Origin of the sequence: Escherichia sp. E14V7, assembly GCF_004212225.1 — a bacterium.
Lineage (GTDB): Bacteria > Pseudomonadota > Gammaproteobacteria > Enterobacterales > Enterobacteriaceae > Escherichia.
Genome location: NZ_RHJJ01000007.1, coordinates 1 through 24,976, shown reverse-complemented (window position 1 = coordinate 24,976; position 24,976 = coordinate 1). Strand labels below are relative to the sequence as shown.

23 protein-coding genes and 2 pseudogenes are annotated in these 24,976 nt (G+C 52.5%); 8 read left to right on the top strand and 17 right to left on the bottom strand.

The window, feature by feature from the left end; genetic code table 11:
* Positions 1–40: 40 nt before the first annotated feature.
* Positions 41–1,978, bottom strand: a complete 1,938-nt coding sequence (gene sltY, locus D9741_RS08850; protein ID WP_130217518.1) for a murein transglycosylase — start codon at positions 1,976–1,978, stop codon at positions 41–43.
* Positions 1,979–2,313: 335 nt separating this feature from the next.
* Here sltY and ettA point away from each other — a divergent pair, with 335 nt between their 5' ends.
* The gene (gene ettA, locus D9741_RS08845; protein WP_000046754.1) at positions 2,314–3,981 is read left to right on the top strand and encodes an energy-dependent translational throttle protein EttA; all 1,668 of its coding nucleotides are present in this window, start codon (positions 2,314–2,316) and stop codon (positions 3,979–3,981) included.
* A 160-nt stretch (positions 3,982–4,141) separates the two neighbouring features.
* Here ettA and nadS read toward each other — a convergent pair.
* From nadS to serB, 4 genes and pseudogenes are all read right to left on the bottom strand, one after another.
* Positions 4,142–4,255, bottom strand: a pseudogene (gene nadS, locus D9741_RS23355) (NadS family protein); the annotation flags it as partial.
* A 33-nt stretch (positions 4,256–4,288) separates the two neighbouring features.
* Complete coding sequence (nadR, locus tag D9741_RS08840) at positions 4,289–5,521, bottom strand: multifunctional transcriptional regulator/nicotinamide-nucleotide adenylyltransferase/ribosylnicotinamide kinase NadR (RefSeq protein ID WP_130217520.1); 1,233 nt, start codon at positions 5,519–5,521, stop codon at positions 4,289–4,291.
* 20 nt (positions 5,522–5,541) lie between these two features.
* The gene (gene radA / locus D9741_RS08835) at positions 5,542–6,924 is read right to left on the bottom strand and encodes a DNA repair protein RadA (protein WP_130217522.1); all 1,383 of its coding nucleotides are present in this window, start codon (positions 6,922–6,924) and stop codon (positions 5,542–5,544) included.
* A gap of 48 nt (positions 6,925–6,972) precedes the next feature.
* The gene (serB, locus tag D9741_RS08830; RefSeq protein WP_130217524.1) at positions 6,973–7,941 is read right to left on the bottom strand and encodes a phosphoserine phosphatase; all 969 of its coding nucleotides are present in this window, start codon (positions 7,939–7,941) and stop codon (positions 6,973–6,975) included.
* Between the two features lie 105 nt (positions 7,942–8,046).
* Between serB and D9741_RS08825 the strand changes: the two genes are divergently transcribed.
* From D9741_RS08825 to D9741_RS08815, 3 genes are read left to right on the top strand one after another with little or no spacing between them, the layout of a single operon-like run.
* Positions 8,047–8,691, top strand: coding sequence for a YtjB family periplasmic protein (locus tag D9741_RS08825; protein WP_130204786.1), 645 nt, complete (start codon positions 8,047–8,049; stop codon positions 8,689–8,691).
* 27 nt (positions 8,692–8,718) lie between these two features.
* Positions 8,719–9,735, top strand: a complete 1,017-nt coding sequence (gene lplA / locus D9741_RS08820) for a lipoate--protein ligase LplA (protein ID WP_130217526.1) — start codon at positions 8,719–8,721, stop codon at positions 9,733–9,735.
* Between the two features lie 31 nt (positions 9,736–9,766).
* The gene (locus D9741_RS08815) at positions 9,767–10,030 is read left to right on the top strand and encodes a helix-turn-helix transcriptional regulator (RefSeq protein WP_130217528.1); all 264 of its coding nucleotides are present in this window, start codon (positions 9,767–9,769) and stop codon (positions 10,028–10,030) included.
* Between the two features lie 160 nt (positions 10,031–10,190).
* Here the strand turns inward: D9741_RS08815 and deoD are convergent, their stop codons facing one another.
* The 4 genes from deoD to deoC form a co-directional block, all read right to left on the bottom strand.
* The gene (deoD, locus tag D9741_RS08810; RefSeq protein WP_000224878.1) at positions 10,191–10,910 is read right to left on the bottom strand and encodes a purine-nucleoside phosphorylase; all 720 of its coding nucleotides are present in this window, start codon (positions 10,908–10,910) and stop codon (positions 10,191–10,193) included.
* A gap of 56 nt (positions 10,911–10,966) precedes the next feature.
* Positions 10,967–12,190 carry a phosphopentomutase gene (deoB, locus tag D9741_RS08805; RefSeq protein WP_130217530.1) on the bottom strand — a complete coding sequence of 408 codons (1,224 nt, stop codon included), beginning with the start codon at positions 12,188–12,190 and terminating at the stop codon, positions 10,967–10,969.
* A gap of 51 nt (positions 12,191–12,241) precedes the next feature.
* Positions 12,242–13,564, bottom strand: coding sequence for a thymidine phosphorylase (deoA, locus tag D9741_RS08800; protein WP_000477811.1), 1,323 nt, complete (start codon positions 13,562–13,564; stop codon positions 12,242–12,244).
* A 125-nt stretch (positions 13,565–13,689) separates the two neighbouring features.
* Positions 13,690–14,469, bottom strand: coding sequence for a deoxyribose-phosphate aldolase (gene deoC / locus D9741_RS08795; RefSeq protein WP_001295412.1), 780 nt, complete (start codon positions 14,467–14,469; stop codon positions 13,690–13,692).
* 257 nt (positions 14,470–14,726) lie between these two features.
* On the opposite strand from deoC, the gene D9741_RS08790 reads away from it, so the two are divergent.
* Positions 14,727–16,277, top strand: a complete 1,551-nt coding sequence (locus tag D9741_RS08790) for a YjjI family glycine radical enzyme (protein WP_130217532.1) — start codon at positions 14,727–14,729, stop codon at positions 16,275–16,277.
* A complete protein-coding gene (locus D9741_RS08785) occupies positions 16,249–17,112 on the top strand; it encodes a YjjW family glycine radical enzyme activase (protein ID WP_130217534.1) in 864 nt (287 codons plus the stop codon). Before D9741_RS08790 ends, D9741_RS08785 begins: the two co-directional genes overlap by 29 nt.
* Positions 17,113–17,631: 519 nt before the next feature.
* Here the strand turns inward: D9741_RS08785 and D9741_RS08780 are convergent.
* The 5 genes from D9741_RS08780 to prfC form a co-directional block, all read right to left on the bottom strand.
* Positions 17,632–18,411: a metal-dependent hydrolase gene (locus D9741_RS08780; RefSeq protein WP_130217536.1), complete on the bottom strand. Its 780-nt coding sequence runs from the start codon at positions 18,409–18,411 to the stop codon at positions 17,632–17,634.
* Positions 18,408–19,481, bottom strand: coding sequence for a patatin family protein (locus D9741_RS08775; RefSeq protein WP_130217538.1), 1,074 nt, complete (start codon positions 19,479–19,481; stop codon positions 18,408–18,410). The genes D9741_RS08780 and D9741_RS08775 overlap by 4 nt, the downstream gene beginning before the upstream one ends.
* Before the next feature lie 121 nt (positions 19,482–19,602).
* Positions 19,603–19,764 carry a DUF1328 family protein gene (locus D9741_RS08770; RefSeq protein WP_000490275.1) on the bottom strand — a complete coding sequence of 54 codons (162 nt, stop codon included), beginning with the start codon at positions 19,762–19,764 and terminating at the stop codon, positions 19,603–19,605.
* 126 nt (positions 19,765–19,890) lie between these two features.
* Complete coding sequence (osmY, locus tag D9741_RS08765) at positions 19,891–20,496, bottom strand: molecular chaperone OsmY (protein WP_130217540.1); 606 nt, start codon at positions 20,494–20,496, stop codon at positions 19,891–19,893.
* Between the two features lie 401 nt (positions 20,497–20,897).
* Positions 20,898–22,484: a peptide chain release factor 3 gene (prfC, locus tag D9741_RS08760; protein ID WP_130217542.1), complete on the bottom strand. Its 1,587-nt coding sequence runs from the start codon at positions 22,482–22,484 to the stop codon at positions 20,898–20,900.
* Between the two features lie 219 nt (positions 22,485–22,703).
* On the opposite strand from prfC, the gene D9741_RS08755 reads away from it, so the two are divergent.
* Complete coding sequence (locus D9741_RS08755; RefSeq protein ID WP_001217539.1) at positions 22,704–22,952, top strand: DinI-like family protein; 249 nt, start codon at positions 22,704–22,706, stop codon at positions 22,950–22,952.
* A gap of 238 nt (positions 22,953–23,190) precedes the next feature.
* Here the strand turns inward: D9741_RS08755 and D9741_RS23470 are convergent, their stop codons facing one another.
* From D9741_RS23470 to D9741_RS08740, 3 genes are all read right to left on the bottom strand, one after another.
* The gene (locus D9741_RS23470; protein WP_023277296.1) at positions 23,191–23,340 is read right to left on the bottom strand and encodes a hypothetical protein; all 150 of its coding nucleotides are present in this window, start codon (positions 23,338–23,340) and stop codon (positions 23,191–23,193) included.
* Between the two features lie 157 nt (positions 23,341–23,497).
* Positions 23,498–24,019 (bottom strand): ImmA/IrrE family metallo-endopeptidase, encoded by a 522-nt coding sequence (locus D9741_RS08745; RefSeq protein WP_032197721.1) that lies wholly within the window; start codon positions 24,017–24,019, stop codon positions 23,498–23,500.
* A gap of 8 nt (positions 24,020–24,027) precedes the next feature.
* Positions 24,028–24,387 carry a helix-turn-helix transcriptional regulator gene (locus D9741_RS08740; RefSeq protein WP_000957296.1) on the bottom strand — a complete coding sequence of 120 codons (360 nt, stop codon included), beginning with the start codon at positions 24,385–24,387 and terminating at the stop codon, positions 24,028–24,030.
* A 240-nt stretch (positions 24,388–24,627) separates the two neighbouring features.
* Between D9741_RS08740 and D9741_RS23350 the strand changes: the two are divergent.
* A pseudogene (locus D9741_RS23350) lies at positions 24,628–24,723 on the top strand (damage-inducible protein DinI); the annotation flags it as partial.
* Positions 24,724–24,976 lie beyond the last annotated feature (253 nt).

Sequence of the window (24,976 nt, the reverse complement as noted above, 5' to 3'; positions counted from 1 at the left end):
ACTCGCTAAAGAGTACGATAGCATATCATAAAGGTTCAAATCAGTAACGACGTCCCCATTCCGTAGCGCTCAAAAGCGTGGGCTTATCGCCCATGAAATAGCGATAGTACGCGTCATAAGCCAGCACATTTTTCACATAACCGCGCGTCTCGGAAAACGGAATACTCTCGACAAACGCCACCGCGTCGATACGCCCGGCGCTGTTACCAAGCCACGTGCGCACCCGCCCAGGACCGGCGTTATAAGCTGCCGAGGAGAAAATGCGGTTATTGCCAAATTGCTGATAAACATATTGCAGGTAACTGGTGCCAATGTTGATGTTCGTTTCCGGATCCAGCAATTGCCCAGGGCTGCTATAACCAGGAATAGAGAACATCTTCACCGTCTGAGTCGCCGTACCGGGCATAATCTGCATCAGACCGCTGGCTCCTACCGGTGATTTCACTTTCGGATTCCAGGCGCTCTCCTGACGGGCAATCGCCATTGCATAGCTTTGCGGGATATCTTTACCGTTGGTGTAACGTTCGAAGAGATCGTTGTAGGCCAGGGGGAATCGTTCTTCCAGATGATCCCACAATTTCCCGGCGATCGTCGCCTGAACACTGAGATCCCACCAGTGATTATTAAAGGCATAGCGTGCCAATTGCGCCTGCTCTGTTTTTGACTTGCTCTTCACCAGATTGGCCCACTCGCTACGTGCGGTGTTATCCATATTCCAGTACATCAACTCGCGCACGCGCGCCATCTCCGGCCCCTGGGTCAGGGCGCTGTCAACGTTCTGCGGCGCTTTATCAATCTTTAGTTGATACTCTTCGCCAATACGTTGCGCAGCGACCATCGGGTAAAATCCACGCTGTTGCATGAGTTGATGCAAAATCTCTTTTGCTTCAGCTTCACGCCCGCGTTCCAGCAGTATATCCGCCTGCCAGTAGCGCCATTCATCTTTATCTTTCGCCTCTATTGGCAGACGCGCCAGCCAGGTATTCAGACCACGGCGATCGCCAGTGCCAAGCGCCATCCGCACGCGGCGTTCAATTAACGACGTTGATTGCGAACGCATAATCGCGTCATCACGCCATTTCGCCTGTTCGTCGGTAACATCGTTGCCCATCAAACGCCAGGCGACGATATCGCGCAACTCCTGAATCTGATCTTCATTAAGCTGCTGCGCCTGGGCAAGTGAAGGGATCATCAGCCGTGCATTTTCAGCATCCTGACGTGCCACGCTGGCAAATGCCACCGCCGCCATCTGACGGGTAAAATCGGTCGCGCCGGTGGAACGCGCGAAAGTCAGCACAGTATTAGGATCATTCGCCAGAGAAATAATTGCCGAAGCAATAGTCTGGTAATCGGCAGGCATTTGCCCTGCCAGCACCGTCACCAGCCCGGTATTGCCTGCTTTCATCGCCAGGCGGATACGCTCTAAATATGCCAGGGGTTCTTGTTTGCCGGACGCTCGCCAGACGCTAAATAACTTGTCACAAGCGTTAGGCTGGCTCTTTCCGGTTAGCCACAGCTCTTTCGCCCCCTGCCAGGCTTCTTCACTCTGCCCGGTGTTCCATTTTGCATAGTAGTAATTACACTGGGCTTCGGTTGTGCCTGGCTTTTCCGGGCTAAAGGCTAACAAGCCACGCCAGTCTTCGCGTCGCGCCAGTTCATTGACGAAACGCGATTGCAGCGTGCGAGCAGGAGGAAGCGTGGGGTTAGCGCGAACAAAGTTAGTAACCGTCACCGCCGGTTGATTCATCAGGTCATCGGTGATCTGGCGGTATTCCAGATAGGGATAAAGCGGATAATCCTTCAGGGATGGCATCATTTGTTCGACCACATCCATTTGTCGATTATCCCAGGCCTGCTTGATTTGCGCGTAACGGCTACGCTGCTCATCCAGTGAGTCGGCTCGCGCCACGCTGCTGACCGTCAGCAGACAGACACCGGCAGCCAACAGCCGCCAGGTAACTTGTTTGGCTTTTTCCACAAGCGCATCCTCTAAGTGTAAATACATCAATGCAGCATCATGCCGCGTAATAGATTTATGCTAACCAGTCATTGCCGTTTACGCCACGTTACGGACACTTTTTTACTTTTATACTCTAAATAATTCGAGTTGCAGGAAGGCGATAAGTGAGTGAGTCCCCAAGAGCTTACAGAAGTAAGTGACTGGGGTGAGCGAGCGTAAGCGCAGCACATGCAACTTGAAGTATGACGAGTATACTGCGAGGGTGATCGACCGGCTGGGATTAGATAAGGAAACAGGCTACACTTCGCCTTTGAAAACTCATCATCACGATAAACATAGAGGCGAAGTCCAACGTGGCTCAATTCGTTTATACCATGCATCGTGTCGGCAAAGTTGTTCCGCCGAAACGTCATATTTTGAAAAACATCTCTCTGAGTTTCTTCCCTGGGGCAAAAATTGGTGTCCTGGGTCTGAACGGCGCGGGTAAGTCCACCCTGCTGCGCATTATGGCGGGCATTGATAAAGACATCGAAGGTGAAGCGCGTCCGCAGCCAGACATCAAGATTGGTTATCTGCCGCAGGAACCGCAGCTGAACCCGGAACACACCGTGCGTGAGTCCATTGAAGAAGCGGTTTCTGAAGTGGTTAACGCCCTGAAACGCCTGGATGAAGTGTATGCGCTGTACGCCGATCCGGATGCCGATTTTGACAAGCTGGCCGCTGAACAAGGCCGTCTGGAAGAGATCATTCAGGCTCACGACGGTCACAACCTGAACGTACAGCTGGAGCGTGCAGCGGATGCGCTGCGTCTGCCGGACTGGGACGCGAAAATCGCTAACCTCTCTGGTGGTGAGCGTCGTCGCGTGGCGTTGTGCCGTCTGCTGCTGGAAAAACCAGACATGCTGCTGCTCGACGAACCGACCAACCACCTGGATGCCGAATCCGTGGCCTGGCTGGAACGCTTCCTGCACGACTTCGAAGGCACCGTTGTGGCGATTACTCACGACCGTTACTTCCTCGATAACGTTGCAGGCTGGATCCTCGAACTGGACCGCGGTGAAGGTATTCCGTGGGAAGGCAACTACTCCTCCTGGCTGGAGCAGAAAGATCAGCGTCTGGCGCAGGAAGCTTCTCAAGAAGCGGCGCGTCGTAAGTCGATCGAGAAAGAGCTGGAGTGGGTACGTCAGGGTACGAAAGGCCGTCAGTCGAAAGGTAAAGCACGTCTGGCGCGCTTTGAAGAGCTGAACAGCACCGAATATCAGAAACGTAACGAAACCAACGAACTGTTTATTCCACCTGGACCGCGTCTGGGCGATAAAGTGCTGGAAGTCAGCAACCTGCGTAAATCCTATGGCGATCGTCTGCTGATTGACTCCCTGAGTTTCTCGATCCCGAAAGGGGCGATCGTCGGGATCATCGGTCCGAACGGTGCGGGTAAATCGACCCTGTTCCGTATGATCTCTGGTCAGGAACAGCCGGACAGCGGCACCATCACTTTGGGTGAAACGGTGAAACTGGCATCGGTTGATCAGTTCCGTGACTCAATGGATAACAGCAAAACCGTTTGGGAAGAAGTTTCCGGCGGGCTGGATATCATGAAGATCGGCAACACCGAGATGCCAAGCCGCGCCTACGTTGGCCGCTTTAACTTTAAAGGGGTTGATCAGGGTAAACGTGTTGGCGAACTTTCCGGTGGTGAGCGCGGTCGTCTGCATCTGGCGAAGCTGCTGCAGGTTGGCGGCAACATGCTGCTGCTCGACGAACCAACCAACGACCTGGATATCGAAACCCTGCGCGCGCTGGAAAACGCCCTGCTGGAGTTCCCGGGCTGCGCGATGGTTATCTCGCACGACCGTTGGTTCCTCGACCGTATCGCCACGCACATTCTGGATTACCAGGATGAAGGTAAAGTTGAGTTCTTCGAAGGTAACTTTACCGAGTACGAAGAGTACAAAAAACGCACGCTGGGCGCAGACGCGCTGGAGCCGAAGCGTATCAAGTACAAGCGTATTGCGAAGTAATGCGTAAAATGCCGGATGCGGCGTGAACGCCTTATCCGGCCTACAAAACCAGCGATTTCAATACGGTGTGAAACTCCAGGCCTGATAAGACGCGGTAAGCGTCGCATCAGGCATTGAGCACCGGATGCCGGATGCGGCGTGAACGCCTCTTCCGGCCTACAACAGCCTTAGCATCCGCAATTTCGTAGCGGGTCATCCGTGCTGGTTCTTTCAAACCTTGTTTAATCTCGACAGCCTCTTCCAGAGAGGTTTTCAACTCATCAAAAAAACTCATTTTATACCTCGCCTTTGAGCCGTTTCGTCACGGTTACCTCTGCTCCCCCATCATCTCCCGCACCAGCTCCACGCAGCGCAGGAAACGGCTGTCGTAATCGTCCTCTTCAACCCGCACGAATTCGATATTGTTCTCTTCCAGCATCTCCACCAGCAAGTTCTGGAACTCTTTGCGATCCACCGAACTGCCGAGGCTGCGTAAACCATCCGCCACCCACGGGGTGTTGTTCTCCAGCAGGATCACCAGATCGAAACGGTATTCATCAATCAGCGCCTGCACGAACGGATGCTCGCGTCCTTCGTACTTTTTGCAGAACGCCTGAGTAGTCACAAAATCAGTGTCGATAAACGCCACTTTATTGGCATATTTCACTGCAAAATCAATATATTGTGCGTGTCCCAGCGCGATTTTATCGTAGTCGGAATACTGCAATGCGATCTCATCGCCGCCGAGATGCGAAAAGACATAATCACGACCAAACTCCCACGCACTGGTGGTGTTGAAGATATTGGCAAGTTTGTTTACCAGGGTGGATTTACCGCTCGACTCGCCGCCGAGGATCGCCACGGTACGCACAAAGAACGGCTTCACTTCGGTAGGAATATATTCCCAGTAGCGGAACGGGTTTTCGCGGATCTGCGCACCGCTGATACTCATAAAGGTGCGTTTCGGGTCGATCAGCACCGTCTCGATCCCCAGATGTTCCATATACTGCGGCGCGTCGGCTTCTTCCGAGGTGTAGATCAGATCCGGCTGGATCCCCTTTTCAGCCATAAACTTTTTGATGCCGTTGCTCCACACATCCCAGCCGTGCGGATACGGCTCCATGCCCTCTTCGTTAAAGGCATGAATACGAATGTTTTTTTGATACTTAAAGGTTTGCAATAACCAGCGCAGACGATCCGGCACGGTCGGCTGCTGCGACATGGCACTGTCTTCGAACAACGCGCGGTCACGGGTATCGTCAAAGCCCATAATGATATGCAGCTCGTCAACCTGGCTACAGGCGCGCTGGATAAGGTAGATATGTCCGGTATGCAGCGGGTAGAACTTACCGAATACGACACCAATCGTTTTCTTCTGTCGGGGAAACTCAAGCCCCAAAAAACGGTGCAATGCCTCCAGCTTTTGCGCGCTGGGGCTTTTAATTTTGGCATTCAGTAACTGGCTTAAATACCCTTTGGTCATACCGCTGGCATCAGCTACCTGCTGTAGCGTGCAGCCCTGTTGCTTGATGGCAGTTTTCAGGTAATCAAATGACGACATATCTCCCTCCGTATCTCTTATTATAAGTCGTCGAACACGCTAAGCGCGTCGGAGAGCTTTTTAACGCCAAAAATCTGCATCCCTTCAGGCACTTTTTTCGGTACGTTAGCCGCCGGAACAATTGCCCGCCGAAAACCGTGTTTCGCCGCTTCTGAGATTCGTTCCTGGCCGCTGGGCACCGGGCGGATCTCCCCTGCCAGCCCGACTTCACCAAACACCACCAGATCCTGCGGTAGCGGCCTGTCACGCAGGCTGGAAACCATCGCCAGCAGTAACGCTAAGTCGGCGCTGGTTTCCGTTACCTTCACGCCGCCGACCACGTTCACAAACACATCCTGATCGGCCATTTGCAACCCACCATGACGGTGCAACACAGCCAGCAGGATTGCCAGACGGTTTTGCTCCAGACCTACCGCCACGCGGCGCGGATTCGCCATCATCGAATGATCGACCAGCGCCTGAATCTCCACCAGCAACGGACGAGTTCCTTCCCATACCACCATCACTGAACTACCAGAGGTCACTTCATCGCCACGGCTTAAAAAGATGGCTGAAGGGTTGCTGACTTCACGCAGCCCCTGTTCGGTCATCGCAAATACGCCCAGCTCATTCACCGCGCCGAAGCGGTTTTTATGGCTACGTAAGGTGCGAAAACGGGAGTCGGCATCGCCGTCCAAAAGCACCGAACAGTCGATACAGTGTTCCAGCACTTTCGGGCCAGCCAGTGAACCATCTTTGGTTACGTGACCGACCATGACAATCGCCACACCGCGCGTTTTGGCGAAGCGCGTCAGATAAGCCGCCGTTTCACGCACCTGCGCCACGCTGCCTGGCGATGACTGAACATCCGCCATATGCATCACCTGGATCGAGTCAATTACCATCAGCTTCGGTTGCTCTTCTTCGGCAATCAGGCAGATCTGCTCGATGCTGGTTTCCGACAACATATTGAGATTGTCAGTCGGCAGGCCAAGGCGATGAGCGCGCATTGCCACCTGTTGCAGCGACTCTTCGCCGGTGACATACAGCGTTTTCATCTGCTGCGCCAGTTTGCACAGCGTTTGCAGCAACAGCGTGGATTTCCCGGCACCTGGGTTACCGCCAATCAGAATGGCGCTTCCCGGCACAACGCCACCGCCTAATACGCGGTCGAACTCTTTAAATCCGGTGGAAAAACGCGGCAGCTCTTCAAGGCTGATATCGGAGAGTTTCTGGACTTTTGCCACCCCTGCGCTACCGGCATAGCCACTCAGACGCTCGTTACGCGCCACCGTTGGCGACGCAGCAAGACGCACCTCGGTGATGGTGTTCCAGGCATGACAGGCGCTGCACTGCCCCTGCCAGCGCGGATAATCGGCCCCGCATTCATTACAAACAAAGGCGCGTTTTGGAACTTTTGCCACGGTGTACCTCGTTAATGCTGTGCCACCCGCAGGATGACGGGCGGGCAATTACTTCTGATTCAGGCTGCCAGAGAGGATGCAGAATACCCCCATCAAGTCAGCGTGACGGATGGTGACTTCCGTCTTTTCATTCACTTTTGGCTTGGCATGGTAGGCAATCCCCAGTCCTGCCGCTTTGATCATCGGCAGGTCGTTGGCACCATCGCCAATCGCCACGGTTTGCGCCAGCGGAATATCATACTCCTGCGCCAGCCGGGTCAGGGTTTTCGCTTTGTACTGCGCGTCTACAATGTCGCCGATCACATTGCCGGTAAATTTACCGTCCATGATCTCCAGTTCATTGGCTACCACGGCGGTTAATCGCAGCTTGTCGCGCAAGTATTCAGCAAAGAAGGTAAAGCCGCCGGAGGCAATCGCCACTTTCCAGCCCAGCGTTTCCAGCTTCAGCACCAGTTGCGTTAAGCCCGGCATTAGCGGCAGATTTTCACGCACCAGTTGCAGAATATTGGCGTCAGCGCCTTTCAGCGTCGCCACGCGGCTACGCAGGCTAGCGGTAAAATCGAGTTCGCCGCGCATCGCCCGTTCGGTCACTTCCGCCACCATCTCGCCCGTTCCGGCCAGTTTGGCAATTTCATCAATACATTCTATCTGGATGGCGGTGGAGTCCATGTCCATCACCAGCAAACCGGGCGTGCGCAGGTGCGGGATTTTCCCCAGCGGCGCGACATCCAGCTGCGCTTCGTGGGCCAGGCGCGTAGCCCGGGCGGTGAGTGAACCTGCCAGACGAATCACCTGATAATCTTCCACGCACCAGGCAGCAACAATCACCATTGCCGCGCCCAGTTTGCTTTGGTACTGGGTCAGACGTTGTTTATCCAGCCCACGACCATACAGCAGCCAGCCGCTACGACCTGCGTGGTAATCCAGTGGCATCACTTCATCACCACTTAATGAAAGAGGCAGACCAGGCCATAAAGAGACATCTTCAGGCAGGTCGCACCAGGTAATGTTAGGCATTAAGGCTCCTGTAAAATCGTTCGAAGCAGGGAAAATAACGCATGAGGCTACCTTGTATCCATTGCTTCTGGCAACATTAAGTCTCAAATTTTCAACGGGTGGAATATGGCTCGCACAAAACTAAAATTCCGGCTGCATCGGGCAGTGATTGTCCTGTTCTGTCTCGCGTTGTTAGTCGCACTAATGCAGGGAGCATCATGGTTTAGTCAAAACCACCAGCGACAGCGTAATCCACAGCTGGAAGAACTGGCCCGTACCCTGGCGCATCAGGTAACCCTGAACGTTGCGCCGCTGATGCGTACCAACTCACCTGATGAAAAACGCATTCGGGCGATCCTCGATCAGTTGACGGACGAAAGTCGCATCCTCGACGCGGGTGTGTATGACGAACAAGGCGATCTTATCGCCCGCGCAGGCGAAAGCGTCGAGGTGCGCGACCGACTGGCGCTCGACGGTAAAAAAGCAGGTGGCTATTTTAACCAGCAGATTGTCGAACCGATTAAGGGGAAAAATGGACCGCTCGGCTATCTGCGCCTCACGCTCGATACCCATACGCTCGCCACCGAAGCCAAACAGGTGGATAACACCACCAATATTCTACGCCTGATGCTGCTGCTCTCGCTGGCAATCGGCGTGGTGCTGACTCGCACACTGTTGCAGGGTAAACGTACCCGCTGGCAGCAATCGCCCTTCCTGTTAACCGCCAGCAAACCGGTACCGGAAGAGGAAGAAAGCGAGAAAAAAGAGTGACCCATTACTACAAGAAAGGAAATCGTTATGTCCACATTACGCCTGCTCATCTCTGACTCTTACGATCCGTGGTTTAACCTGGCGGTGGAAGAGTGTATTTTTCGCCAGATGCCCGCCACGCAGCGCGTTCTGTTTCTCTGGCGCAATGCCGACACGGTAGTGATTGGTCGTGCGCAAAACCCGTGGAAAGAGTGTAATACCCGACGGATGGAAGAAGATAACGTCCGCCTGGCACGGCGCAGCAGCGGTGGCGGCGCGGTGTTCCACGATCTCGGCAATACCTGTTTTACATTTATGGCTGGCAAGCCGGAGTACGATAAAACCATCTCCACGGAAATTGTGCTTAATGCGCTGAACGCGCTCGGCGTCACCGCAGAAGCTTCCGGGCGCAACGATCTGGTGGTGAAAACCGCCGAAGGTGACCGCAAAGTCTCAGGCTCGGCCTATCGCGAAACCAAGGATCGCGGTTTCCACCATGGCACCTTGCTGCTCAATGCCGACCTCAGCCGCCTGGCAAACTATCTCAATCCGGATAAAAAGAAACTGGCGGCGAAAGGCATTACTTCAGTACGTTCCCGCGTGACCAATCTGACCGAGCTGCTACCGGAAATTACCCATGAGCAGGTTTGCGAGGCCATAACCGAGGCCTTTTTCGCCCATTATGGCGAGCGCGTGGAAGCGGAAATCATTTCCCCGGACAAAACGCCAGACTTGCCGAACTTCGTTGAAACCTTTGCCCGCCAGAGTAGCTGGGAATGGAACTTCGGTCAGGCTCCGGCGTTCTCGCATCTGCTGGACGAACGCTTTACCTGGGGCGGCGTAGAACTGCATTTCGACGTTGAAAAAGGCCATATCACCCGCGCCCAGGTGTTTACCGACAGCCTTAACCCCGCGCCGCTGGAAGCTCTCGCCGGACGGCTGCAAGGCTGTCTGTACCGCGCGGATATGCTGCAACAGGAGTGCGAAGCGCTGCTGGTCGACTTCCCTGAACAGGAAAAAGAGCTACGGGAGTTGTCGGCGTGGATAGCGGGGGCGGTACGGTAACTCGCTCATTAAAATATCCAGGGAAGGAAATATGATCGATCTGGAGAACCAGGAACGGGAGATTATCAATTTAATGTTCAGCCAGGGTATATCCTGGCTAGCCGCCGTGCGTATCAGGCATAAATTATCGCTTGCTGAAGTAAGTAAAATGTTAGGTATCTCGATTAATTCTCTAAAACGGATCGAAAAGACGGAACGGCTTAGCTCAAATATCAAAAGCAAAATGGCAGGAATTTATGGTTGTCCGCCAGAGTTGCTGATATGCCCTTACTGGATGACGGTTGAACATAAATGAATAGATTCGTGAATAGATACTTGAATGGATTTTATTTCCTATCCATATGAAAAATAATAGTAAATCTATAAATCAGTTGCTATTGATGAATAGATACTAAAAAGCCGGAGCAGTCTCCCGCTCCGGCTTAACACGACGTTCGCCTTTCAGCAAAACACAATTACTCTTTATCGCCCAGCAGAACGGATTCCAGTGCGATTTTGATCATGTCGTTGAAGGTGGTCTGACGCTCTTCAGCAGTGGTCTGCTCGTGAGTACGGATGTGGTCAGACACGGTGCAGATAGCCAGTGCTTTCGCACCAAACTCTGCAGCCACGCCGTAGATACCAGCCGCTTCCATTTCCACGCCGAGGATGCCGTATTTTTCCATCACGTCGAACATTTCGCCGTCCGGAGAGTAGAACAGGTCAGCGGAGAACAGGTTACCAACACGCGCATCAACGCCCAGAGCTTTAGCCGCGTCTACCGCGTTACGCACCATGTCGAAGTCAGCGATAGCGGCAAAGTCATGGTCTTTAAAACGGATACGGTTAACTTTGGAATCGGTGCAGGCACCCATACCGATAACGACGTCACGCAGTTTTACGTGCGGCAGAACAGCGCCGCAGGAACCTACGCGGATAATTTTCTTCACGCCGAAATCGGTGATCAGTTCTTTGGTGTAGATGGAGCAGGACGGGATACCCATACCGTGACCCATTACGGAAATTTTGCGGCCTTTGTAAGTACCAGTGAAGCCCAGCATACCGCGAACGTTGTTCACTTCACGGGCATCTTCAAGGAAAGTTTCAGCAATATACTTCGCACGCAGCGGGTCGCCAGGCATCAAAACTACGTCAGCGAAATCGCCCATTTCTGCATTAATGTGTGGGGTAGCCATCGTTTTATCCTTTTTGTGACATAACAAAGGCGGAGTCAACGCTCCGCCCAAATCCATCAGAACATGGCTTTGCCATATTCCATATCAGAAGTACCAAAATATTTTGCCAGAGTCTGGCCGATATCCGCGAAGGTTTCGCGGTGACCCAGCGAACCCGGTTTTACTTTCGGGCCGTAAACCAGTACCGGAATGTGTTCACGCGTGTGGTCAGTACCGATCCAGGTCGGATCACAACCGTGATCAGCGGTGAGGATCAGGATGTCGTCATCGCGCAGCAGAGACATCAGCTCCGGCAGACGGCGGTCGAACAGCTCCAGCCCCGCAGCATAGCCTGCGACATCGCGACGATGGCCCCAGGAAGAGTCGAAGTCAACGAAGTTGGTGAAGACGATGGTGTTATCACCCGCTTCCTTCATCTCTTTGATGGTGGCGTCAAACAGCGCGTCCAGGCCGGTCGCTTTCACTTTCTTGGTGATACCGCAGTTGGCGTAGATGTCTGCAATTTTACCCACAGAAACCACCTGGCCGTGTTTTTCATCAACCAGTTTCTGCAGCACGGTCGGTGCTGGCGGTTCAACGGCCAGGTCGTGACGGTTACCGGTACGCTGGAAGTTACCGGCTTTGTCGCCGATAAACGGACGAGCGATAACACGACCGATGTTGTAGCCGCCGTTGGTCAGCTCTTCACGGGCGATTTCACACAGTTCGTAGAGTTTATCCAGGCCAAAAGTTTCTTCGTGGCAGGCAATCTGGAACACGGAGTCAGCGGAGGTATAGAAAATCGGCTTGCCGGTTTTCATGTGCTCTTCGCCCAGCTGATCCAGAATGACCGTACCGGAAGAGTGGCAGTTACCGAGGTAACCTGGCAGGTTAGCGCGTTCAACCAGTTTATCCAGCAGCTCTTGCGGGAAGCTGTTTTCGTGATCGGAGAAGTATCCCCACTCAAACAGAACCGGGACACCGGCGATTTCCCAGTGACCAGACGGGGTATCTTTACCGGATGACATTTCGTGCGCCCATGCGTACGCGCCGATAACTTCAGCGTTGCCGTCCATTCCTGCCGGAATGAAACCGGTAGAACCTTCATGTGCTTTCGCCAGCCCCAGACGGGTCAGATTTGGCAGATTGAGCGGGCCTTTACGACCGTTATCAGCTTCGCCTTTGGCACAGGCTTCTGCGATATGACCCAGGGTGTCAGCCCCGACGTCACCAAAGCGTTCTGCATCTTCTGTAGCGCCGATGCCGAATGAGTCCAGCACCATAATAAATGCACGTTTCATATGTTCTCCGTACTCAGTGCTTCAAATTTAAATGATCAGATCAGTATACTGTTATTCACTGATACGACGATAGACAGTTGGTGTGCTTTCCGGTGCTTTATCGGCAAGTTTAATTGCCGCTTTCACCGCTTTCGCCGCTTCCTGCCAGCTGTTTTCGTCTTTCGCGTGGATAACCGCCAGCGGACGCTGACCGTCTACCTGGTCACCCAGACGCGCCATATCAGTAAAGCCGACGCTGTAATCGATGGTGTCAGATGCCTGACGGCGACCGCCGCCCATTGCAACCACTGCCATCCCCAGCGCACGGGTATCCATTTCACTGACAAAACCTTCGGTATCAGCATAGACTGCTTTCGTCAGCATCGCTGTCGGCAGATACTTCGCGTAGTTCTCAACGAAGTCGGTCGGGCCTTTTTGTGCCGCTACCATACGACCAAAGACTTCTGCCGCTTTACCGTTGTCCAGCACCGCCTGCAATTTCGCGCGCGCTTCGGCGTCATCTTTCGCCAGTTTACCGGAGATAAGCATCTCCACGCACAGCGCCATCGTGACATCAAACAGACGCGGGTTACGATACTCACCCGTCAGGAACTGCACCGCTTCACGAACTTCAACCGCGTTACCTGCACTGGAGGCCAGTACCTGATTCATGTCGGTGAGCAGCGCGGTGGTGCGCACGCCAGCGCCGTTAGCCACGCCAACAATCGCTTCGGCAAGGGCTTCAGAGAGTTCGTAGGTCGGCATAAACGCGCCGCTACCCACTTTCACGTCCATCACCAGCGCGTCCAGACCTTCCGCCAGTTTCTTCGCCAGGATCGAGGCAGTGATCAGCGGGATGGAGTCCACGGTTGCGGTAATATCACGGGTCGCGTAGAAACGTTTATCCGCCGGAGCCAGTGAGCTGGTCTGACCGATAATCGCCACACCGACGTCTTTAATGATTTCGCGGAAACGGTTGTCATCCGGGAAGATGTCGAAGCCAGGGATGGATTCCAGTTTGTCGAGCGTGCCGCCAGTATGACCGAGGCCACGACCGGAGATCATCGGAATATAGCCGCCACAGGCAGCGACCATCGGCCCCAACATCAGCGAAGTGACATCGCCGACGCCACCGGTGGAATGTTTATCAACAATCGGGCCATTCAGATGCAGGCTTTTCCAGTCGAGAACGGTTCCTGAATCTCGCATCGCCATAGTCAGCGAGACACGCTCCGGCATTGTCATATCGTGGAAGAAAATGGTCATCGCGAGGGCGGCAATCTGCCCTTCGGAGATAGTGTTGTCGCGAATGCCGTTGATAAAGAAACGAATTTCTTCATCACTCAGCGCATGACCATCACGTTTTTTACGAATAATTTCTTGTGCGAGAAACAAGGTAACCTCCCGTGGAAAAGAGTATGAGGCGGCTTTTGCCGGATGCGTCTACGCCTTATCCGGCCTACGGGTGATACGTCTCGTAGGCCTGATAAGCGCAGCGCATCAGGCGCAAAGCATCTTACTTAGTAGCTGCTGGCGCTCTTACCGTCGCCGTGGCCCAGAGCTTTCAGCAGGCTTGCCAGCAGGCTGGAAGCGCCAAAGCGATAGTGGCGCGCATCTGCCCAGTCAGCACCGAACAGTTCATCTGCAATGGCGAGATATTTCTGCGCATCTTCCGCAGTACGCACGCCGCCCGCCGGTTTGAAACCAACGGTTTTCTCTACGCCCATATCACGGATCACTTCCATCATGATGCGCGCGCTTTCCGGCGTCGCGTTCACTGCCACTTTACCGGTAGAGGTTTTGATGAAGTCGGCACCCGCTTTGATGGAGATTTCAGACGCTTTGCGGATCAGCGCTTCGTCTTTCAGTTCGCCGGTTTCGATGATCACTTTCAGCAGTACGTTCGCCGCTGCGCAAGCCTCTTTACAGGCTTTCACCAGATCAAAACCAACTTGCTCGTTGCCCGCCATCAGCGCACGGTACGGGAACACCACGTCAACTTCATCAGCACCGTAGGCGATTGCCGCACGGGTTTCTGCCAGTGCAATTTCAATGTCATCGTTACCGTGTGGGAAGTTGGTTACCGTAGCAATACGGATTTCCGGGGTGCCCTGCTCTTTCAGCGTTTTGCGAGCAATCGGGATAAAGCGAGGATAGATACAGATAGCAGCGGTATTGCCGACCGGAGTTTTGGCCTGATGACACAGGGCGATCACTTTCTCGTCGGTGTCGTCGTCATTCAGGGTAGTCAGGTCCATCAATTTCAGTGCACGCAGGCTGCTTGCTTTCAGATCAGTCATTTCATTCTCCTGGCTTGTCGCCAATAAAATTCACCTTGCGAGTTTGTTAGTATTCTAACATCGACTCCGCAACACACTTCGATATACATCACAATTAAGAAAATCTACTTACAAATTTGCATTACGGTAATGCGATCTGGTTCAAATAATTCACTTTCAAATGAATGCACCGATGGTGACAAACGCATCAGGATCAAAGTGAACATCACGAAACTTCTTACAATGGCGCATCACCTTTGGCATAAAAGGAAAAGAAGATGCCCACTTCTCACGAGATTGCACTGCAACAACGTTGCCAGCAAATTGTCACAAGTCCGGTGCTTAGTCCGGAGCAGAAACGCCATTTTCTGGCGCTGGAAGCAGAAAACAATCTGCCTTATCCGCAGCTACCTGCCGAAGCCCGCCGCGCGCTGGATGAAGGCGTAATCTGCGATATGTTTGAAGGTCATGCGCCGTACAAACCGCGCTATGTCTTACCCGATTACGCCCGTTTTCTGGCGAACGGTTCCGAATGGCTGGAGCTGGAAGGCGCGAAAGATCTTGATGACGCGCTCTCTCTGTTGACCATTCTTTATCATCATGTCCCTTCGGTCACATCGATGCCGGTCTACCTGGGGCAGCTGGATGCGTTGTTGCAACCGTATGTTAGAATTCTAACACAAGACGAGATCGACATTCGAATAAAACGTTTCTGGCGTTACCTCGACAGAACCCTGCCTGACGCCTTTATGCACGCCAATATCGGCCCGTCTGATTCGCCCATTACCCGAGCGATTTTACGCGCAGACGCAGAGCTGAAGCAGGTTTCACCGAACCTGACCTTTATCTACGATCCTGAAATCACCCCAGATGACCTGCTGCTGGAAGTGGCGAAAAACATCTGTGAATGTAGCAAACCGCACATCGCCAACGGTCCGGTGCATGATAAAATTTTCACAAAAGGGGGCTACGGGATTGTAAGCTGTTACAACTCACTGCCGCTGTCGGGTGGTGGCAGCACGCTGGTGCGCCTTAACCTGAAAGCCATTGCCGAGCGCAGCGAATCGCTGGAAGACTTCTTTACGCGCACTCTACCGCACTACTGCCAGCAGCAGATCGCCATCATCGATGCGCGGTGTGAATTCCTCTATCAACAATCACACTTCTTTGAGAATAGCTTCCTGGTGAAAGAAGGGCTGATTAACCCTGAACGTTTTGTGCCAATGTTTGGCATGTATGGGCTGGCGGAAGCGGTTAACTTGCTGTGCGAGAAAGAAGGGATTGCCGCGCGCTACGGTAAAGAGGCCGCCGCAAATGAAGTGGGTTATCGCATCAGCGCGCAACTGGCGGAGTTTGTCGCCAATACCCCCGTGAAATATGGCTGGCAAAAACGCGCCATGTTGCACGCACAGTCGGGGATCAGTTCTGATATCGGCACCACGCCGGGCGCACGCTTGCCGTATGGCGATGAGCCAGATCCGATCACCCATCTGCAAACTGTCGCCCCGCATCATGCTTATTATTACTCCGGCATCAGCGACATTCTGACGCTCGACGAAACCATCAAACGTAACCCGCAGGCGCTGGTACAGCTTTGCCTCGGCGCCTTTAAAGCCGGAATGCGTGAATTTACCGCCAATGTCAGCGGTAACGATCTGGTTCGCGTTACCGGTTATATGGTGCGTTTGTCGGATTTAGAAAAATATCGCGCCGAAGGTTCACGCACCAACACCACCTGGCTGGGCGAAGAAGCCGCACGCAACACTCGTATTCTGGAACGCCAGCCGCGCGTGATAAGCCATGAACAGCAGATGCGCTTTAGTCAGTAAGATTATCCCCTTCTCCTGCGTTGACGGGCCAGGCAGTCGTCTGGCTCTGTTTTTGCAGGGCTGCAATCTGCGCTGCAAAAACTGTCACAATCCGTGGACGATGGGACGTTGCAATGACTGTGGGGAGTGCGTGCCACAGTGTCCGCATCAGGCGTTGCAGATTGTTGACGGCAAAGTGGTGTGGAACGCTGTGGTCTGCGAGCAATGTGATACCTGCCTGAAGAGGTGTCCGCAACATGCCACACCAATGGCGCAATCCATGAGCGTGGATGAGGTGCTTAGCCATATCCGCAAAGCGGTGCTGTTTATTGAAGGGATAACGGTAAGCGGCGGCGAAGCCACGACCCAGCTGCCGTTTGTGGTGGCGCTGTTTACTGCCATCAAAAACGATCCGCAACTGTGCCATCTCACCTGTCTGGTGGACAGTAACGGCATGTTGAGTGAAACCGGCTGGGAAAAATTGCTCCCGGTGTGTGACGGCGCAATGCTCGATCTCAAAGCGTGGGGGAGCGCGTGCCATCAACAACTAACCGGACGCGATAATCAGCAGATTAAGCGCAGCATCTGTTTGCTGGCAGAGCGCGGCAAGCTGGCGGAACTGCGTTTGCTGGTAATCCCAGGCCAGGTGGATTATTTGCAACACATCGAAGAACTGGCGGCGTTTATCAAGGGACTTGGAGATGTTCCGGTTCGCCTGAACGCATTTCATGCCCACGGCGTGTATGGCGAGGCGCAAAGCTGGCCGAGCGCCACGCCGGAAGACGTTGAGCCGTTGGCTGATGCGTTAAAGGTGCGCGGGGTGAGCCGGTTAATATTCCCGGCGCTGTATTTGTGACATGCCGGATGCGGCCTACGGTTCGGCATAAACTTGTAGGCATGATAAGACGCGACAAGCGTCGCATCTGGCATTGTGCGCCGACTGCCGGATGCGGCGTGAACGCCTTATCCGGCCTACGGTTCGGCACAGACTTGTAGGCATGATAAGACGCGTTAAGCGTCGCATCAGGCATTATGCGCCGACTGCCGGATGCGGCGTAAACGCCTTATCCGGCTTACGGTTCGGCATAGACTTGTAGGCATGATAAGACGCGTCCAGCGTCGCATCTGGCATTGTGCACCGACCGCCGGATGCGGCGTGAACGCCTTATCCGGCCTACGGTTCGGCACAGTCCTCCAGGCATGATAAGACGCGACAAGCGTCGCATCTGGCATTGTGCGCCGACTGCCGGATGCGGCGTGAACGCCTTATCCGGCCTACGGTCGGCACAGGCCTGTAGGCATGATAAGACGCGACAAGCGTCGCATCAGGCATTGTGCGCCAACTGCCGGATGCGGCGTGAACGCCTTATCCGGCCTACGGCACGTTAAACAACGTATACGTGTTATTAAGCAACGCTTGCGCAATCTCATCCGCCGGTTCCGGGCGCAACTCGCAAAGCACGTCAAACACCCGCGCAGCCTGTTCCGGGCGGTTAGGCTGCCCCTGAAAACCGTTGAGCGGCATATCCGGCGCATCGGTTTCCAGCAACAACGATGCCAGCGGTAATTTTGCGATGACATCGCGGGTTTTACTGGCGCGTGGATAGGTGATAGTACCGCCTACGCCAATTTTGTAGCCTAGTTGTACAAACCGCTCGGCCTGTTGCAGGCTGCCGGAAAAACCGTGAACCACGCCAGTGCACGGCAAATCGTGACGCTTAAGATGCATCGCCAGTTTGTCGTGCGTGCGCCGTGAATGAAGGATCACCGGCAGATCGTAGCGTTTCGCCAGTTTCAGTTGTTCGTCGAGCAACCACTGCTGCCTCTCAAATTGCGGATCGTCGCCGAAGAGATCCAGACCGATCTCCCCCACCGCCACCACCTTCGCCGGACGCCTTTCCAGCGCCTGCTGTAACTGCTCCAGCGATGCATCGTTATGTTTTGCCAACATACCCGGATGCAAGCCCAATGCGGCATACAGTGGCTGATAATTTTCCGCCAGCGCCAACACGCGGGCAAAATTTGCCGCCTCTGTCGCCGGAACAATGATCTTGCCTACGCCCGCTTGTGCCGCGCGTTGCAGGCTGGCCTCTTCATCGCCACTAAACGGCGGGAAATCAAAATGGCAGTGGGTGTCGATAAAACGGCAAATCAAGCCAGATCCTCATTGTTAAATGTCGGGTCGTTCGCCTGCGGAGCATCGCTCACTTCGGCAACCAGCGTATCGTTGGCGACTGGCGCAGGCGGAATGACAATCGATTCCGGCGTCACCACTGGCACCAGATGGCGGGTAAGCGGCGCTTTTTCAGTTAATAGCTTGCCAACCGTGGCGAGGAAATAACGACCGCATAAACGCCCAAGTTTATAGTCTTCACGCAGCGCCGGAATCCGACTGCCAAGCGCGATACTATGCAATGGCTTCGGCGGATAAATTTCGAATATCCGCAGCTTGCCCGGTGGTTTCTCAATAAACTGCTGAATGTCACGATAGCTGGTTTCATGATGCTGCACCAGATTGACCAGCGGCTGCAGGCTACTGTCACCCAGCCAGCGTTCCATGCGCTTGAACCACTGCGGCGTGTAGTACATTTGTGACGGCACGGTGCGGATGACGACCAACGTTTTTGCTCCCTGCCTTGCCGCCTCTTTAACCGGAATCGCATCACTGATCCCACCATCCAGGTAGTTAATGCCTTCCAGCGACACTCCGCTACGATAAAAACCAGGTATCGCACTGGAGGCGCGAATCACATCCAGCCAGTTTTGTTTGGTTGGTAAAAAGTAATTCGGCGCGTAGTCATCCTGACGACAGGCACACATATAAAAGGATTTACCGCTGTCAAACAGCCGCGCGGCGGTGTCCATTTGCAACGGCATCTGGCTTGCGGTGGCCTCCACCAGCCAGTCAAGATCGATAAGATTTCCTCCACGGACAAAGCGCACTGGATCGAAAAATTCGCGTTTTGTGGTATAGCGCATGATGACTTTGCGCGCGTATCCGGGCTGATTGCAGATATATGCCGAAAGGTTCTGCGCCCCGGCAGATGTGCCGAGATAAAGATCGAAAGGATTAAACTGCGCGCGCATAAACTCATCCAGCACACCAGCCGTGAAAATTCCACGCTGCCCGCCGCCTTCGCACACCAGAGCTATTCGTCCAGGCTGGAACGGCCTTAGCGACAACGGCGCAATATTACCAAGCGTTACAGGTATTCGCTGCCCCACCTCTGCCTTCCTGTTTTTGTTGTGAAAGACTGACAAAGTAACGCAATTTATTATTCGCTAAAACCGCAAAAGCCAGTCCGCTGGACTGGCTTTGTATAAAATTTTCTTAATAGTTTGAAATCTAGGGTCGTTTTCGGCCCATAAACAAACTCACCAGGAACAGAATAATCCCGACGACAAAGACAATTTTAGCTGCGCCTGCAGCGGTACCGGCCAGACCACCAAACCCAAGTGCGGCGGCGATTAACGCGATAACCAGAAATATGATGCCCCAACGAAACATAAGCGTCTCCTTTACCATAGTTAATGTCACCGCTTGATATGAGCGTAAAAATCACTCAATGCGATATTTTTAGTGTGGTGCACATCGCGCCTCCCGACAAAGTTCGGGAGAACGAATTACGACGAATTACTTAGTTTTCAGATCATTTTTAACGCTTTTCACACCATCTACCGCTTTGGCGATACTTTCAGCACGGTCGCTTTGTGCCTGGGAATCGACGGTACCGGAGAGCTGAACCACGCCGTCGGTGGTTTCAACTTTCACATGACGGGAAGGGACGATGTCATCCGCCAGCAGTTTGGCTTTGATTTCACTGGTGGTGGCGGTGTCACCCGCATAGCCCTTCACAGAGCCTTCTTTAGCGTCGCGAACGTGCAGTTTGTCGCTGACAGAGGTCACGCCTTCAACGCCTTTCGCCACTTTCACAGCCTCTTCGGCCTGGGCCTGGCTTTCAACGAAACCGCTCAGGGTCACAACTTTTTGATCGGTTTTGACAGAGATATCAGTGCTCTTGATGTTGTCATGATCCACCAGGGCCGCCTTCACTTTCGCGGTGATGGCGCTGTCATCCATGAAATTACCGACTTTATTCATAGAGCTATCGACTTTTTGCCCTGCGCTTTCATTGGTTGTCTGCGCGCTGTTTTCCGCAAAAGCAGAGCCGGTCGCGACGGCAGAGGTCAACATTACAGCCAGCAGAGTTTTCGAAATCTTCAGTCTTGTCATAGTCATCGATTTATTCCTGTATGTTTGCTCGTAATTTGAGCCAGGCAACACGAGGTTGCATTGCTGAAAGGGAGAGACTTCACCCTGTACAGAAGTCAATGGTCGCCATCACAAAAGCGATGAGTGATGAATAACGACCATTACAGCCTCTGAATCAGTTATTAATATCAATCGGATGACAGTTAACGGTTTTAAATACTGATATTTACGTATTGATCGGTATTTAAAGCCGTCACAAATGTCATCACTTTGTTAAATATAGATCACAATTTTGAAACCGCTCACCGTATCGACTAAAAAACGCGTAAACATAAGCAAAAGCGAATGTTTTAAGAACATTCCGCAAGCGGCTAATAAGGAAGGGAAATTGACAGGGCGCGGCGGTTACCGCGCCATGGAGGCAAGAATTAATGCTCGCGGGTCTGGTGGAACTGAACGTCCGGGTAACGCTCCTGCGCCAGGCGCAGGTTGACCATGCTGGTGGCGATGTAAGCGAGATTGTCGCCGCCATCCAGCGCCAGTTGGCTTTCGTTCTTACGCTTGAACTCTTCGAATTTCTTCGCGTCCGCGCATTCTACCCAGCGGGCGGTGGCGACGTTGACTGACTCATACACCGCTTCGACGTTGTATTCGCTCTTCAGGCGCGATACCACCACATCAAACTGCAGCACACCAACCGCACCAACGATCAGATCGTTGTTGGAGATCGGACGGAACACCTGCACTGCGCCCTCTTCGGAAAGCTGTACCAGCCCTTTGAGCAGCTGTTTTTGCTTCAGCGGATCTTTCAGGCGGATGCGACGGAACAGTTCTGGTGCGAAGTTCGGAATACCGGTGAACTTCATCATCTCACCTTGGGTAAAGGTGTCGCCGATCTGAATAGTGCCGTGGTTGTGCAGACCAAGGATGTCGCCCGGATACGCTTCTTCAACGTGCGAACGGTCGCCCGCCATAAAGGTCAGCGCGTCGGAGATCACCACATCTTTCGCGGTGCGCACCTGGCGCAGTTTCATGCCTTTTTCATATTTACCGGACACCACACGCATAAACGCCACGCGGTCACGGTGTTTCGGGTCCATGTTGGCCTGAATTTTAAATACGAAGCCGGTAAATTTGTCTTCGCTCGCTTCTACGGTACGGGTATCAGTCTGACGCGGCATCGGCGCAGGTGCCCACTCCACCAGGCCATCCAGCATATGATCGACGCCGAAGTTACCCAGCGCAGTACCGAAGAATACCGGAGTGATTTCGCCCGCAAGGAATAATTCTTTGTCGAACTCGTTAGACGCGCCTTTCACCAGTTCCAGTTCGTCACGCAGCTGCTGTGCCAGATCTTCACCGACCGCAGCATCGAGATCCGGGTTATTCAGCCCTTTAACAATGCGGACTTCCTGAATGGTGTGGCCTTTACCGCTCTGATAGAGATAGGTTTCATCTTTATAAAGGTGGTAAACGCCTTTAAACAGCTTGCCGCAGCCAATCGGCCAGGTGATCGGTGCGCAGCCGATTTTCAGCTCGTTCTCAACTTCATCGAGCAGTTCCATCGGGTCGCGGATATCACGGTCAAGTTTGTTCATGAAGGTGAGGATCGGCGTGTCGCGCAGACGGGTAACTTCCATCAGCTTACGGGTACGATCTTCAACACCTTTTGCGGCGTCGATAACCATCAGGCAGCAGTCCACCGCGGTCAGAGTACGATAGGTATCTTCCGAGAAGTCTTCGTGCCCCGGGGTGTCGAGCAGGTTAACCAGGCAATCCTTATAAGGGAACTGCATCACAGAAGTGGTAATAGAGATACCACGCTGCTTTTCCATCTCCATCCAGTCCGACTTAGCGTGCTGGTTAGAACCACGGCCTTTTACTGTACCGGCGGTCTGAATGGCCTGTCCGAACAGCAGCACCTTCTCGGTGATGGTGGTTTTACCGGCGTCCGGGTGAGAAATAATTGCAAAGGTTCTTCTTTTCGCTACCTCTGCGGCCAAAAGGCTTGTCATAATTGTTGTCTCTTTGATTATGTACAATCATATGTACAAAGAAAAATTCATGCCGCTGATTGTACATTTTGGAGGTATCAGAGCATAGCAGAACATGATCAGTAGGTGTATTTGTAGCCAAAGAACATTTGTACATGCAGCAATCTTTGTTCTATTGACACTGTTTATTCATACAGTTAAAAATAACACTGTATACAAAAACAGTGTAGAGGGATTTTTATGCGTATTGAGATCTGCATAGCCAAAGAGAAAATGACTAAAATGCCAAACGGTGCTGTGGATGCGTTAAAGGAAGAATTAACTCGACGCATCAGTAAGCGTTATGACGATGTAGAGGTGATCGTAAAAGCCACCAGCAACGATGGCCTTTCTGTTACGCGCACCGCCGATAAAGATTCAGCTAAAACTTTTGTTCAGGAAACTCTGAAAGATACCTGGGAGTCTGCTGACGAGTGGTTTGTTCACTAATTAGCACGTAAAATCTGTAACGGCTGGAAATCATTCAATACTCGCACTACCGGAAGTTCACCAGCCAGCCGCAGCACGTTCTTGCATACGACGTGCCTGCGGTTTCAACTCCCGCCAATCATGATTGAGCGATAGTAGAATAGTAATAACAAAAATTGGTAGTTATCAGGCTCAGCAAGACACCAATCGGGTCAGAGGATACAAAAAAGGCACCCGCAGGTGCCTTAAATACTAACCCTTAGCAGCGCACTAAAAATGCCCACGCCTCGTACCCGTAATCATGAGCATCAAGGACTTTTTTTGATTTCCCACGCACCTTGCGGTAACGGCAGAAAACCCAACGGAACCCTTTGGGCGCCGCTTTTGAAGCAATTGATTTCAAACCCATTCATAAAACACCTCCTTACCAAGAGAGATTTTTCCCTTGAACATCTTCCCTGAAGGTGTTAATTTCAGGCTGTCTATCGAAGCTGTTCACGGTGGTGATGCCTCTTGGATTCATCACCTAAAGCCCCTTGCACTGGTTGGCGCCAAGCAAGGGGTTTTTACATTCTGTCTAGCTGATAACGCGCTGCCACTAATGAAACTCCGCATGCCTTAGCAACATCCTCAGCCGTCATACCTTTTAAAATACTGGCATGCATAGCCGGCACTAATAACTCACCACTAAAACATTTAGCTTGCCATTCACTACTCTCAAAAGGGCGGATTTTTACCCCTGGGGCAGAACGAGCAAATGCGATGTTCCTGTGCATAAGAAGATGACCCAATTCATGCGCGGCAGTCATCCTATCTCGCCCTACCCCATTCAAAGCGCCTTCGTAAATGTCTTCGCGCAGAATCAATAAATGTTCCTGTGGGTACGTAAGACCATGCGTTTCTCCCATTTCTTTCATACCACCAATGTGGAACTCAAAATCCGGGATCAACTGAGGCAATGCGAACTCAATTACCTCCATTACAGGGAATTTAAGCCCAGTAATACCAAATGCGCTCCGCAGAGATGTGACGATAGAACGTATTGATTCACGATTCTGCGGAGGTACACGATAATCTTGTCCGCTCAAGCCGCCTCCTACTGCTGTTTTCGATTCAAAATCTGTCGTAAATTACGGAAGTCTTCTTCATTTAATTCATCAAAACTACGAGCGAACGCAATTGCGACTTCACGAGCGTGGCCATTCTTACCTGACAAGCTGATCTCTACTGACTGCTGAGAGTCACGAGCTGCACTGATAAGCTTTTCTTTTTGTTTTTCATCCGCATTAAAATAGCTAATGATGCTATCAAGCACGGGCTTAGTGACCGCCCTTTTACCAGTTTCGATCGCTGAAAGATAAGACGAGGTCATGCCCATAGCCTCAGCCATGCTTTTAAGCGTAAGCCCCAAGTCTATGCGCATTTTTCTTACTGTCTTACCAAACGGCGTTAACATAGTTGCTTCTCCAGTGTGTCAAAGACCTTCAGTACTTCAGGTCTCATTTTAAGTTAACACTCCACAGACATGAAATCAACAAAATTCTGTTAATTTTTTTATCTTGCTTAGTTTATGAGTTTACATCTTATGTTGATAGAACTGTTGGTTGGTGAAGAGTCATGGGGAAATGAGTCGTAATCTCTTGATATTTTATGGTATGGGGGTGAGCGTCAAAGCTACCATAGCGATGATTTTCCTGTTACGTACACCGCAGATAAGGATTCTGCTAAGGCTTTTGTTCAGGAGACTCTGAAAGATACTTGGGAGTTTACTGACGAGTGGTTTGTTCACTAATAAACACGTAAAATCGGTAACGGCTGGAAATCATTCAATACTCGCACTATCGAAAGTTAGCCAGCCAGCCGCAGTATCCTATCATGACAAGTTACTGCGGCTTTTTACTTTTTATATTTAACGGATCAACATCCAGATCAGCAGACATGCCACCACCGGCACAGCAAAATCCATCAGGCTTGCCATATCCCATGCACGTGGATCAAAACCGCCCCACCACGGCATATTCATACGCTTGCCATGCCCGAACATT